We start from the raw sequence: 14,432 nt of genomic DNA on the forward strand, positions 1-14,432 counted from the left end.
ATTTTGTCCATATCCAACAAGTTTTAATCTAGTTACATTTTTTCACACTTATATTTTCATTTATTTTATATGTATTTTTTAGAACCTTTTTAGCTGGTCTCTTTTAAAAGTCCATTGAGGAACTGTTAAATCCCCCTCAAAATTCAAGTTATACCAAGGACTTAAATTTGGTTGTTTACGATTAATAAGAAGCTGAGTTTGTTGAGCAGGCATATAACTTTGAGCTATCATAAAGACCTTTTCTCCGGTTTTTTCATTTTCTGCCATATCCATAATTATACTTGCATGTCCTGGACTGCCTCCAACTATAAAAACATCCCCTATTTTCATATCATCAAGTTGCACAGGTTTTAATTCTTTTTCAAGTGATAAAGTGCCTGAATAAGCAAATACTATATCCATAAATTTTCTAAAACTATCATATGATGTTGAATATTCACTTGCTTTATACCAACTTGAACCACTATCTTTTACTGAAATCCTATATCCTTCTGCCCATTTTGAATACTTAGCCTTAAAACCATCCACAAAGTCAAAGCTTATTTCATCATATCTCTTATTCTGATACAGGTATTCTGCTCTCATAAGCATAATTGCATCTGCACATTGATGCAAATCTCTATCACCAATATTGACATCGAATACACTATCATAGATACCTTTTGATTCCTTAGTTCTACCATCGTAATACTTAACTTTCTCACCATAATTTTTTAACTTAGTATTCCTCAAAAAACTTTCAAAGCTACCTTTTTCTACATCAACCCTTTTAAATCCTTTTGGTGGCTCATACCTATCTTTTAATATATTTTCATCTTTATGTACTACGATAGATTGCTCTTCTTTTTTAGAATTTTGAATATGGTTAGAACCTTCAACTGTTTTTTTACTTTCCCCATTACTGCATCCAACTAAAGTCAATATCATCAATGATAAAATAGTAATTTTCTTTGACGGTTTCATTAGATTTACCTCCTATAAATTTTTCAAAAATAAATGCAAAGTTATACTTATAGAGTTCTTGTATACTATTATACAAAATTTCTATTTACTAATATTTCTTGACTCAAATGCACATTTATTGTTGTATTTAATGTTAAAATAATTATAATAGGATATCATAATAAAAACAAACAACAGATTTGTGTTAATTTTAGAAAGGGGAAAAAATGATAGATTTAACTTTACTTGGATGTGGTGGAAATGTACCCATGCCACATAGATTTTTGTCTTCTGTATTCATGAATTATAAAGGCAGAAAAATACTAATTGATTGTGGTGAAGGCACTCAAGTATCTATGAAGTTGAAAAAATGTGGCTTTAAAGATATAGACTTGATTTGTATAACACATTTACATGGTGACCATATATTTGGACTTTTAGGGCTTCTATCAACGATTGGAAATAGCGGTCGTACAAGTGATTTAACTATAGTTGGTCCTATTGGAATAATTGATTGTATTCGTTCTATGAGAAATTTAGTAGAATACATACCCTATACTTTAAAAATTATAGAAAATCCTCAAGGTAGTTTTTCTTTAGATAATGAGTATTTGAAAAACATAGAGATTTCAACAATCCATTTAGAACACTCTATAGAGTGTATAGGATACAGTTTTAATTTTAAACGAAATCCTAAATTTGATATAAATAAAGCAACTCAAAATAAAGTTCCTAAAACAATATGGAAAAATCTTCAGGATGGTCAAAGTGTAGTTTTAAATTCAAAAAAATACACTCCAGACATGGTTTTAGGAGAACCAAGAAAAGGAGTTAAAGTAAGTCTTACAACAGATACAAGACCTATAGACTCAATACCTAACTTTATAAAAGATAGCGATTTATTTATATGTGAAGCTATGTATGGTGATGATTTAGATATTTCAAAAGCTGTCAAAAATAAGCATATGACTTTTAGAGAAGCTGCAAACCTTGCAAAACTAGGAAATGTTAAGCAACTTTTATTGACACACTTTAGCCCATCATTAGATATGCCTAACATGTACTTAGAAAATGCTACTAATGTTTTTGAAAATACGATTATTGGTGAAGATAGACTTAGCTTACACTTAAATTTTGATGAATAATTAATTTTACAGCTTTAGTAAAAATTATACTTAATAAAAATTTAGGAATGAACTTACCTTAGATAAAATTATTTTAGGGTAAACTCATTCCTTTAATATTTATTACTGTTATTTAATTTATTAATAGTTACTTAATTATTAATAGTTATTTAGATAAAATTATTTAGATACATTTCCAGCTACATTTAATACATCCCAGGTTCTTGCAAATGGTGGAGCATAACATAAATCTAACATCCCAAGTTGACTTGTGGTCATTTTTCCAAAGATAGCAGCTGCCAACACATTAGTTCTTTGAACAGCATCTTTAAAACCAGCTACTTGTCCACCTAAAATAACTTTTGTCTCTGCATCGTAAATAAGTTTTACATATATTTTATTTCTTCCAGGATAATAGTGAGTTTGATTATAATCAGAAATAAATTTGGATTTGAAGTTTAATCCCAAATCACTAGCTTGTTTCTCTGTAATTCCAGTTGAGGCAGCCTCCATATCCATAACCTTTATACAACTTGAGGATAGAGAACCTTGATAAGAGACTTCTTTACCTGCTAAGTTTTCTCCTACTATCCTACCTAATTTATTTGCTCCAGTTGCTAAAGGTATATATGCATTTTCATTACTCACTATATTCTTTATAGTTGCACAATCACCAGCAGAATATATATCTTCAACAGAAGTCCTGCCATATTCATCAACTACTATAGCTCCATTTTTTAATGTTTTTATATTTGTATTTTGTAAAAATTCCGTGTTAGGTTTTACACCAGTAGCAATTATCACAACATCTGTATCTATTGTACCTTTATTTGTTATTACTTTTTCCACTTTATCTTTTCCAGACAATTCTACAACTATCTCATCCAAATACAATTTTACATCGTGATTTCTTATTTCATCCTCTAAGACATCTGTAATTTCCTTATCAAATACTTGTGGTAATACTCTCTCTTCCAATTGAACTACATGTACATCTTTACCTAATTTTTTGCATGCTTCAACTGCTTCTAATCCTATAAATCCAGCACCTATTATTGTTACTTTTTTTATTTCTTTTCCACTTAATAATTTTTTTAGATATTCTCCATCATATAGGCTTTTTAGTGTAGAAACATTTTTTAAATCTATATTTTTTATAGGAGGCAGAATGCTTCTTGCCCCAGTTGCTATCATCAATTTATCATAGTAATCTTCGTATATCTCATCTGTTTTTACATTTTTTATTTTTATTTTCTTAGACTTAGTATCAACTGCAACAACCTCTCTAAATATATTTAAATCAATGCCCGATTCTCTAAGTTTTTCAGGTGTTCTTGCCAATAAATCATTAGCATCATCAAAAAAACCACCTACAAAATATGGCAACCCACAAGCTCCAAAAGACACTATTTCAGTTTTTTCATAAACTACAACCTCGTATTCAGGTTTAATTCTTTTTAATTTCGCTGCAGCACTCATACCAGCTGCAACACCACCAATTATTATTACTCTCATTTTATCTCTCCTTAGACGTCTAATTAATTTCTCTACTTAGTTTAAACTTTTCATTTAATATCTATTCTATGTATATATTTTCATGATAATTTTAGTTATTTTTTTAACATCTTTTTATTTGAAATCAAATTTTATAAAAGTTGTTCTTACATCCATTAATCTAATTCAAAGTCTTTAAACATATATTATACCCCCTTTTCATCTATTTAATCATATTTTGATAAATTAAATTATTTTATTCTATCTCGGTAAATTGTGATATAATATTGACATTTTTTTAATATATTGATATCATTTAAGCTTAGAAAAATTTATTTTTAGACAAAGGAGAAAAAATATTGGAAAACTCATTCTTATCACAATTTCTTATGATTACAGATTTTAAAACGATTTTTTTCATATTATTACTTATAGGTATATTTTTTATTGTTAGACAATTTGAAAAGAAAAAAATCAAATTTTCATTGAGAACAATATATGCTACAATAATTGGTCTTATATTGGGAATTATTATTCAAGCTTTTGCTGGTTTTCCTACTGATACAACTCAAATTACTTGGTTACAAGAAGTAAGCAAATGGTATAGTTTATTTGGTTCTGGATTTATGGACTTATTAAAAATGTTAGTAATACCTTTAGTTTTCTTATCAATTATAAAAGTAATTATTAACATGAAAGATAATAACCTTGGAACTTTGACATTTAAATCTTTAGGAATGCTCCTTATTACTACGGCTATAGCAGCAATTGTTGGAATTGTTGTTGCAAACACGATGAGATTAGGAGTAGGAGCTGATTTATCCAGTTTAGGTGGAAATCAAGAGCTTAAGGAAATAAACTCTCTTGTAGATACTTTAAGAGGATTATTACCATCAAATCCTGTAATGGCTATGGCAAATGGAAATATTGTAGCTACAATAATATTTGCTACATTTATAGGTACCTCAGTAAAGAGACTAAGTAAAAAACATTTTGAAACTATAAATCCATTTATAGATTTTATAGAAGCATCTTACAAGATAATTGTTAGTGTATCTATGACTGTTATCAAATTTATGCCTTATGCTGTAGTTGCACTACTTGCTAATACAATAACTTCACAAGGTATTAGTTCAATAATTTCTGTTTTATATTTTATATTAGCTCTTTATATATCAGTTGCAATATTATTTGTTATACATTTAATTTTTATAACTTTAAATGGTCTAAATCCTATTACTTATATAAAAAATTCAACTGAAGCTCTACTTCTAGCATTTACTTCACGTTCTAGTTTGGGAACATTACCCGTTACGATAGAAAGTTTAGTACAAAATCACGGAGTTGATGAGGGTGTATCAAGCTTTACAGCAAGTTTAGGTGCAAACATGGGTATGAATGGTTGTGCTGGCATATATCCTGCTTTAATGGCTGTTACTCTTGCTAATATGGCTGGAGTAAATATGGATATCAGTTTTTATGTTATGCTGTTAATTGTTATAACAATTAGTTCACTTGGAATAGCAGGTCTTCCAGGAACTGCTACAATAGCTGTTTCAGTTGTTATTTCTGGAGTAGGTCTTGGCTCTTATTTCCCACTAGTTGGTGGAATACTTGCAATAGACCCTATACTAGATATGGGACGTACAATGATAAATGTCAATGGTGCTATGGTATCTTCAATTACTGTAGGTAAGTCACTTGGAAAAGTTGATAAAGAAGTATTCAATAAGAAAAACATTTCTTAAAAAATATTATAAAAATAAATGGCTAACATAGTACAAAGTTAGCCATTTATTTTTTATTTTATTTACAAAATGGAAAAAATTCTTTTGTAAGGTTTTGAGGATATACAGATATAAAAACAAAGTCATAATCTTGAGACTTTGCATATTCTAATATATCTCCATCATAGTATCTAGGGTCTATCATATCCATAGTTGAACAAACAGAAGAAAAGAATGCTGCTGTTGGTACAATTAATGAGTCCTTAACAAATAACACTTTTAATCCTTCTGGATTTTCTATATTTTTAATTTTAACTAGTGGACGATTCCCCAATAAGTATGTAAAATATTTATCTGATTGTCCATCCATTAAATTAAGGTCAGCATTAAAAGGGTATGATAATATCAAACTCTCTTCAAACCTTCCTTTTAATTCAAATTTTTGAGATTTAGAATCTGTATAGTATGTATAATTCGTCTTAAATTTAGGATAAATTAGTGTAAAATCATCTATTCCACCATATAAAATTCCCGTCTTCCTTCCCATAGAACCAAGAAATGACCTAGGATATACAATCGAATTATAGTTTTCTTTATCTCTATAATAATAATTTTCATCTAATTTCATGTTATATTTTTTATTAAGCTGTTCAATCAATTCTCCAAATGCCCAAAAAGAAGTCTCTACTTTCCAATGGTGGTCTGTTTTAAAGAATAACTCATCTTTTGAAATACCACTTTTTAAAATATTTTTTCTAAAATCTATATAGTCAACATTATCATTTTTTAGTTCATTTAAAAAATTATCTGCTGTCTCATTACTATAGGAATAAGGTATGCCTTTAGGAAACTGTGTTACTCCTTTTATATATTTATCTGGAGTCATTAAATAAACTAATTTAGTATTTTGTTTATCCATTTCCTTAGAGAACTTACTTACTCTGTCTGACAATACATCAACTTGATTTGGAGATTTAGCAAAATATGTGTAATGCATTTTGCCAGAAGTATCTTTCACAACACTAAACTTTGAAAATTCATTTTTACCCATTAGTTTTTGCAAATATCCATAAGTTTCAATAAAAGTATTTTTATATATCACTTTGTCATTTACTGTATTATCAATAGACGATATAGTATCCTTTAAACTATTCTTATCATTAATTGATTTTTTTATTTCTTGTATCATATCTTTTCCAGAATAACAGATATTAGAGATAGAGAAGGTGAATAAAACAACTAAGAATATAATTGTAGTTATTAGCCTTACTTTAAAAAATCTATTCATACTTTTCCTCCTCAGCTAAAAATTAAAGTAAATAAATGGATTATAACTTCCAGTTACTAAATATGTCACAGAAATAAAGAACAATAAAATAGAACAAATTGGATAAAATAAATTAAATAATGTACTGTATTTAGCTTGTTCAACAACAAATTTATTAACTTTTTTTGCAATAGGTACACTAAAAATAAATGCAAATATAAAGAAAATCAAATATTCTTTCAAGAACATATATGTATAGTCACTCCACATAACTCCACTTGCACCAAACATAGCTTTAAAATAGTTATATGCTTCATTTAAATTTGGAGCTCTAAACAGTACCCATCCAAAGTTTACTACTAGTAAAGTATAAATATGTTTTATGAGATTATGATTTTCAATCTTTTCAAACATTATAAATCTCTCTATAATTAAAAAAACAAAATTCAAAATCCCCCAAATCACAAATGTCCATTCTGCACCATGCCATATTCCAGTAAATAACCATACTATAAACATATTTCTAATCATAATGTCTTTATTTAAAACTCTAGAACCACCAAGTGGAAAGTATATATAACTCTTAAACCACATTCCTAAAGAAATATGCCATCTTCTCCAAAACTCAGAAATTGATTTTGAAATATATGGATAATTAAAGTTTTCTTCAAATTTAAAACCAAACATAAGACCTAAACCTATGGCCATATCTGAATACGCAGAAAAGTCAAAAAATATTTGTAAAGTATAAGCTATTGAACCAAGCCAAGCCAACGATGTAGCTATTGAACCTTGACTATTCATAGTGTAAATATAATCTGCTACTATTGCCATATTATTAGAAATTAATATTTTTTTACCTAAACCAGTTATAAACCTACATGTTCCAATAGAAAATTTATTCCATGTTTCTTTTCTGTTATGAATTTGTTCTGCAACACTTTCATATCTAACTATAGGCCCTGCTATTAATTGTGGGAAAAAAGCTATATATAATCCTACATAAAAAGGATTCTTTTGAACTTCTCCATGTCCACGATAAACATCTATAACATAAGACATTCCTTGAAAGGTAAAAAATGAAATACCTATAGGTAAAACAATGCTTGGAATCGCAAGTTCTGTGTTAATAAGCGAACTAATATTTCTTAGTGCAAAAGCTAGATATTTAAATATAAATAGAACACCTATATTATATATACACATCAAAATCAAAATAATCTTTACTTTTACTTTACTTTTTCTATATCTGTCTACTATCAAACCAAATATATAATTCATTATTATAGAAGCTATCATAATAACAACAAATTTCGGCTCTCCCCAGGCATAAAAAAATAAACTAACAATAAGTAATATCATATTTTGGATTGTCCGATTAAATCTAAATAAATAATATAATACCAAAGTTATTGGCAAAAAATAAAATAAAAAAATCAAACTTGAAAATAACATGCTATACCTCCTCTCTTTACTCAGTTTTTAAGTGTTTTTTCCAATATAAGTATATCCCTAAGCATATTGCTAATAAGGATATAAATAAAATGCGAATAAAATTTACACTATTATTCATAGCATTTACTGTTTTCATATTTTGTACGGTTGGTGATTGTTTAGGGGATACTAAGGTATACGGAACACCATCTTTATCTTTTTGATTAATACTCCAAGACTGAGTCAATACTATCTTCTTTCCAACTTTAAACTTGTCATCAACATTAACTTTTAAAATAATTTCTCCAGGTTGTACTTCATTATTTAATGTTAATTTACCTTCCTGAGATATATTTACATTGTTTTGTTTTTCTACAAATGAGTACTTAATTTTTGAACTCTGTTCCAGTCCTGACACTTTATATTGACTTATACTTTGACCCAATACAGGTATTTGTACTTCTTCATCGCCAATTATTTTAATATTATGCAAGGATTCAAGTTGCTCCTCTAAAAGTAAAGATACTTTTCTTATAGTAATAACATTATGTTCTTCACTAGATGGAATAAATGTGATTCCCCACCCGTTAATATCTGATAGAACATCTGAATCTAACATGACATTATTTTTATCATTTATAAAACTGCTAAAATTCACATAAATTTTTCCTTCAAACTCACCTGGTATATCTATGCATCCATCTTTTATTTTATCTGAATATATTATATTTTGATTTTCAATAAATATTTCGCTACCTTCTTTTAACTTAAAGTCAAGCGTATCCTTACTTTGTATGTTTAAATTAATTCGCTGAGGACTTTTATTCTTATTTTGAATCTCAATATAAAAATTATGGAATACATTCCAGTCATCTTTTATATTTTTATAAATATATAGATAACGTTCTTTATTATTTTTAGAACTATCTGTCTCTATTTTTATACTTGTATTTTCATGTATAATGTTAGCACTTAAATTACTTTCCACCTTTTTAAAAGATAAATCTAAATTTTTATTACTTATTCCTGAACTTGTAAAAGTACTGTTTATAAAAAAAATAAACACTAAAATAAAATATTTTAAATAACACAAAAATACTTTTAAAATTTTCATTTTATCTCTCCTAAATATATTTCATTGGCTCAAACTCATCTGTGCATTCGTCTTTCTTTTCATTAGGTTTTGAAATTATAATTGTTTTATGTTGTAATATCCACTCCATCATTTCCTCTCTTAAAAATAAATTTTGCATTATACTATCAATATTATTTACTTTGTATAAAACACCCCTCATATCGGCTTTACCTTCACATAAATCACACTCAAGTATAATATTTTCATTAAGTTCTATTTCTATTTTTTGAGGATAAATATCTTTATTTTCAAAACCTAGTAATACATACTGATAATTAAAATTTACCAGTTTTACCTTACCTATATTTTCTATATCACTTTGGAAATCTGTATTAATTCTTGGACTTCTTCTCGATAAAGTTTTAGATTTTTCAATACGTTTTTTTACATTAATTTGCAAGTCATCAAAAAAACCTAATTGATTAGATATTGTCATTGGCAAAGTCGGCACCCTATCATGAACAATACACATCCAATTATCAAATTGATTATCTTCAATGTGTGTAATGTAACATGCATACTTCCACTTTGAGTTTATTTCCACAACATTAACTATCTTTGCCTTCATACTAGCTATATATATTTCATTTCCTGATTTTTCTTTAAACTCTACCTCAAATTCTTCTGGAGAAATATACTCTGGATTTTCCAATAAAAACGCAAATCCATTTTCTGATATATCAATTGTTTTTGAAGAAAGAATGTACGAATTTTGCTTTAGTTTAAAATCAATTTCAGCAACATAACGCTCAGATTTTCTTAATTGTTGTCTTCCTGATATAAACAGCATAGCCATAATAAGATTAAAAAGATTTCCAATTAACCAAAACAGTACGACTGAGTATGTCATTGAATTCATTTTAAATATTGATATAAACATCTTTAAGATTCCTATTATAGATAGCACTATGTATATAAAATATGGTGCTCCTTGCAAAACCTTATATATTCTTTTTTCTTCTGCTTTACTCTTATTGGTCACTGAAAATTTATTCTTAGATATTGCAAATGTTTCAAGTATTACTGCTGGCATTAAAGACTGAAACATTATAGTTTCATATATATTAGTCCATCTTGTGTTTCTTATATTTTGAGAAAATATTTTAAGGGATAAACTACTTAAAATATACATAGGTAACCAAAATATTAATACTTGAAGTAATGTGCATTTTACAACAATTACATTAAAGACTGAAAATAAAATGGGAGCCATTATATAAGTAAAGCGTTTTATACTTGCATACCAATAAGTAATTGAAGAAATATAACTTATTTTCTGCCAAAATCCTAAACCTTTTCTAAACAAAATATTCAATCGTCTACCTGTCTGTATGCATCCACGTGCCCATCTTTCACGTTGTTTAATAAGGCTTTTTAAATCTATTGGAGATAATCCTGATGCATGTACTTCTGGAATAGCATAGCATCTATATCCTTTACTTTGAATTAAAATCCCTGTTGCAAAATCTTCTGTGATAGAAAAAGTATAAAATCCTCCAACTTCATCTAAAGCTTCTCTTGAAATAACTGTATTACTACCGCCATAAATTACAGAATTGGTTTTATTTCTAGCTAACTGAATATCTCTATAAAAATAATCTTGTTCATTTGGAATTCTACCTTCAGAGTGTAAATTAAATTGGAATAAATCTGGATTATAGAAACTTTGTGGAGTTTGCACAAAACCAATCTTTTCGTATTGTTCTTTTTCTCCATCTTTTTTAGCCTGTTCATTTTTTAAAAAGTATGGTACTGTATCAATTAAAAAATCATGCATTGGTATCATATCTGCATCAAATGTAGCAATCAAAGGAGAGTTTGTATGCTGCATTGCATTATTTAGGTTTCCAGCTTTGGCTCCTTCTCTTTCTGTTCGAGTTATATAATTGACACCCATTTTTTCTGACAGAAGACGCATTTCTTCACGATTACCATCATCACATATATATATATGTACCTTTTTCTTATCAGGATATTGCATATGAAGACATCCATTTATTGTTTTTCTTACCAAGTCAACAGACTCATTATATGTTGCAATAAATACATCCACAGGTGGATAAAGTTCTTCACTTATAATTGGCTTTTCAGGATACTCAATATTAGACATTCCATAGTAATGTACAAACATTTCCATCATCCCTATTAACTCCACTGAAAGTAGTATTATCGCACAAATTAATGCAAACATCCCTTCTTCTTTAGGTATTGTATAAAAAATTCTCCACAATATATATATAATATTAGTAATAATAGTTAAGGTTATAAGTACCTTTTTTGAATTTTTCTTCATCAAATCACCTCTTTCCTACTAGTGCATTCAATATATCTTCATCCCAAGTACCTTCAACTTGATTATATATTCCAAATCCAGAGGCAAGTTCCCAGTAAGCCCATGAAAAATTTCGTTTTTCAGCCTCTTCTCTTACTGCTTTTATCCAAGCTACTCTTGAAGCTTCTGGTGCCTCTTTTGTTATTCCAAACTCTCCCAATAAAACTTTTACATTATTTTTATTAGCCCATTTCTCTACTGTATCAAATCTTTTCTTTAGATACTCAAGTTGTTCATTTGTTCCTTCCCAAGTAATATTGCTTAAGTTCTCAAACCCTTTATGATAGATATTTCCTTGGAATGCAAAATCATTTGGTTCATAATAGTGAAATGAAACTACTATATTAGAATTTTTAGGAATATTTAAATCCTTTAAATAATCAATTTGGTAGTAATTGTATGGACCCACTATAATTGTCCTTTTAGGATTAGTTTTTCTAATTATATTTATAGCTTCTTTAAAGTATTCATTTAGTAACTGTGGAGATAGGCTTTCTTTAGGCTCATTTAATAATTCAAAAACCAATTTTTTATCATATTTTTGATATCTATTAGCTATTTGTTGCCATATTTTTAAAAACTTCTCTTTATTAATTTGTGGTTCTTTCATAATGTCTTCAAAGTGATGTAAATCTAACACAACTACTAACTCTTTATCCAAAGCATACTTTATATGCCCATCAATCTTTTTGAAGAATTCTTCATCAATTTTATAATCATTAGAATCTGAAGTGTAATCAGAAAATCTTACTGGTATACGGACTGTATCAAAACCTGCCATTTTTATATCATCAAAATACTTATCTGACATTTTAACATCCCAAGGAAAATTTTTTGGTGATTCTAACGCATTACCTATGTTTATTCCTCGTTGCATTGTAACTTTATCATTATCTCCTCTTATTATAAAATAAAATCCAATAAAAGCTATACTCAAAAAGGCTGCTATACTAATACCTATTCTTTTTATGTTCCTCTCCCCCTAACTTATTTTTTGTATAATATTACTTTACTAGTTTTAGTCTATCTATAGAAGCTTTAATATCATTAGTACCCTATTATAACAAATTAAATTATATCATGTTATCTCTAATTATGCTTCTTTATAAATTTTATTCTAAATATACTTTTAAAAAAATATAAGGCAGTATATCTTAAAATAACTTTGATTATTTCTCGATATAATGCCTTATATTTTTTATAACTTATCTAACAAATCTAAAACTTGTTTTTTGACCTTATCATATCCAAAATTATCTAGTGAATATCCAAGCTCTATATTTCCGAAACCTTTAATTTCAGCATTTTCTTTTTTATTTAATAGAGTTTGCATAAGCTCAACTTCTATATATTCTCTTCCCTTTTCTTTTTCTAACATAGTAAATAACTCAAAATCTTGTATGCCAAATCTTAAGTTTTCCATTCTAACACTTCTAACAGGCTTTAAATCTTTTCCAGGATAAACAAAGAACATATCTCCAGCTTTCCAAATAGGGAATTTGTAACTTGCGTCTTTCCAAGGGTCTTCTGTCCATAAATTATAATCCCATCTTAAAAATCCATCAAGACCAAAATAATAAGTGTACCACCCTATTATTCTATTTTCTACAAAAGGAGAACTTATAAAACTATTTGGTTTTTCTGGGAAACAGCAAACAAACCAAGTCAATATTCCACCTTTATCATGCATTTTTTTCTTTAGATTTTCTATATCTTTATAATTTTGAATAGTAAGTTTTAAATTTATTGACATGTCATCAACTTCATCTTTAGCTCTATCTAAAAAGTTTTGGTCATGAGTTGCTGATTTATATTTAACTTGATGAGTACTTACAGTAGAGTTTATAAATTTGATACACTCTTTTACAACCTCTGGATTATTTGGTTCATCGGCTATAATTCTGATGCTATCCCATAGACCACATTCTATTAAATGATTTAATACTAATCCTATATACTCTTTTAAATCATCTGTATTATTTATGAATTTAAACACTTTGTCTTTTTCATCAAAGTATCTTACTCTTATAGGGTCTTTATAGCCCTCTATAGGGTTTCCAAACTCTCCAGCACACCAATTACCTAACAGACCAAATAAATCTATCTCCTGAGCCATTTTGTACTTACTAGCTATACTTATATACTTGTCCATGCTTTCAAAATTACACTTGATATTTCCATCTAAATCTTTTGAGACACCTACCATGTTGTATTCATATAAGTTTGATGGATTTTTATAGACTTTATAACAACTTTGACCTGCCCATGGATAATCTGAAACTATAACTGTTGCAACTTTTTCTCCTAAAGATGCTAGTTCTTTGAGATAATTATCTATTATCTCAAAATGTATATCAGACCACAATTCAACTTTATACATTCTAGCTAGACAACTTGGATGTTGCCATAAATCTAAAAAGAATTTACTTTCGTCCAAAGGCTTTAACACAACATTTTTTACTTCTATAGGCACATCAACTGTAAAAACTTTTTCTTCATCTTCATAACCAAAACTTTTGAATATATCAATACTTATATTAAACTTATTTCCTAAAAAATCCTCAGGTACTTGCCCTTCAATCCAAAACGTTTGAGGCAAATATTGTTCCACTAGTACATCTTTATCTCTCAAAATAGCATCATTTACAAATGCTTTTGTATCATCTTGAACGTACCCTAATATATTTATACTAAAATTATTTTCTAATCCATCAGGCACATTTAGACCTAATCTTACTCTATTTCCCAAGCCTTTCCATGATATAGTACTACTACCATCAATTGTGCAATTAAATTCTTCTGTAGCTTTCAGCATAATTTGAAATGCAAATTTTTCACCTTTAGCTACTACAATATTTAAATCCTTATGTTCCCAAGTTTCAGCTTCTATAACTGAGTATTTATTGTGTTTAAATGTGCAATCTTTCAATATATATGAAATTTCCATGTTTTGATTTCCTCCGCATCTATAGTTTTA

At 27.9% G+C, this 14,432-nt stretch carries 10 protein-coding genes; 2 read left to right on the forward strand and 8 right to left on the reverse strand.

All coding sequences use genetic code 11. The features are described 5' to 3' along the window. Positions 1–78: 78 nt before the first annotated feature. Positions 79–963 (reverse strand): DUF4846 domain-containing protein, encoded by an 885-nt coding sequence (locus IC218_RS08240; protein ID WP_227824195.1) that lies wholly within the window; start codon positions 961–963, stop codon positions 79–81. A gap of 206 nt (positions 964–1,169) precedes the next feature. On the opposite strand from IC218_RS08240, the gene IC218_RS08245 reads away from it, so the two are divergent. Next, positions 1,170–2,087: a ribonuclease Z gene (locus IC218_RS08245; RefSeq protein WP_227432507.1), complete on the forward strand. Its 918-nt coding sequence runs from the start codon at positions 1,170–1,172 to the stop codon at positions 2,085–2,087. Between the two features lie 159 nt (positions 2,088–2,246). On the opposite strand, the gene IC218_RS08250 is transcribed toward IC218_RS08245, so the two are convergent. After that, positions 2,247–3,581, reverse strand: a complete 1,335-nt coding sequence (locus IC218_RS08250; RefSeq protein WP_227824196.1) for a CoA-disulfide reductase — start codon at positions 3,579–3,581, stop codon at positions 2,247–2,249. Between the two features lie 338 nt (positions 3,582–3,919). Here IC218_RS08250 and IC218_RS08255 point away from each other — a divergent pair, with 338 nt between their 5' ends. After that, the gene (locus IC218_RS08255) at positions 3,920–5,308 is read left to right on the forward strand and encodes a cation:dicarboxylate symporter family transporter (RefSeq protein WP_227432505.1); all 1,389 of its coding nucleotides are present in this window, start codon (positions 3,920–3,922) and stop codon (positions 5,306–5,308) included. Between the two features lie 58 nt (positions 5,309–5,366). On the opposite strand, the gene IC218_RS08260 is transcribed toward IC218_RS08255, so the two are convergent. The 6 genes from IC218_RS08260 to IC218_RS08285 all read right to left on the reverse strand — a co-directional run bounded on the left by IC218_RS08260 (position 5,367) and on the right by IC218_RS08285 (position 14,402). Continuing rightward, on the reverse strand, positions 5,367–6,575 hold the full coding sequence (locus IC218_RS08260) for an alginate O-acetyltransferase AlgX-related protein (protein WP_227432504.1): 1,209 nt from the start codon (positions 6,573–6,575) through the stop codon (positions 5,367–5,369). 15 nt (positions 6,576–6,590) lie between these two features. Beyond that, a complete protein-coding gene (locus tag IC218_RS08265) occupies positions 6,591–8,009 on the reverse strand; it encodes an MBOAT family O-acyltransferase (protein WP_227432503.1) in 1,419 nt (472 codons plus the stop codon). A gap of 16 nt (positions 8,010–8,025) precedes the next feature. After that, the gene (locus tag IC218_RS08270; RefSeq protein ID WP_227824197.1) at positions 8,026–9,102 is read right to left on the reverse strand and encodes a hypothetical protein; all 1,077 of its coding nucleotides are present in this window, start codon (positions 9,100–9,102) and stop codon (positions 8,026–8,028) included. A gap of 10 nt (positions 9,103–9,112) precedes the next feature. Beyond that, positions 9,113–11,416, reverse strand: coding sequence for a glycosyltransferase (locus IC218_RS08275; protein WP_227482872.1), 2,304 nt, complete (start codon positions 11,414–11,416; stop codon positions 9,113–9,115). Between the two features lie 4 nt (positions 11,417–11,420). Then, a complete protein-coding gene (locus IC218_RS08280; protein WP_227824198.1) occupies positions 11,421–12,392 on the reverse strand; it encodes a glycoside hydrolase family 5 protein in 972 nt (323 codons plus the stop codon). A 261-nt stretch (positions 12,393–12,653) separates the two neighbouring features. Further along, the gene (locus IC218_RS08285) at positions 12,654–14,402 is read right to left on the reverse strand and encodes a DUF4091 domain-containing protein (protein WP_227824199.1); all 1,749 of its coding nucleotides are present in this window, start codon (positions 14,400–14,402) and stop codon (positions 12,654–12,656) included. Between the last annotated feature and the right edge of the window lie 30 nt (positions 14,403–14,432).

This window comes from Clostridioides sp. ES-S-0005-03 (assembly GCF_020658455.1).
Lineage (GTDB): Bacteria > Bacillota > Clostridia > Peptostreptococcales > Peptostreptococcaceae > Clostridioides.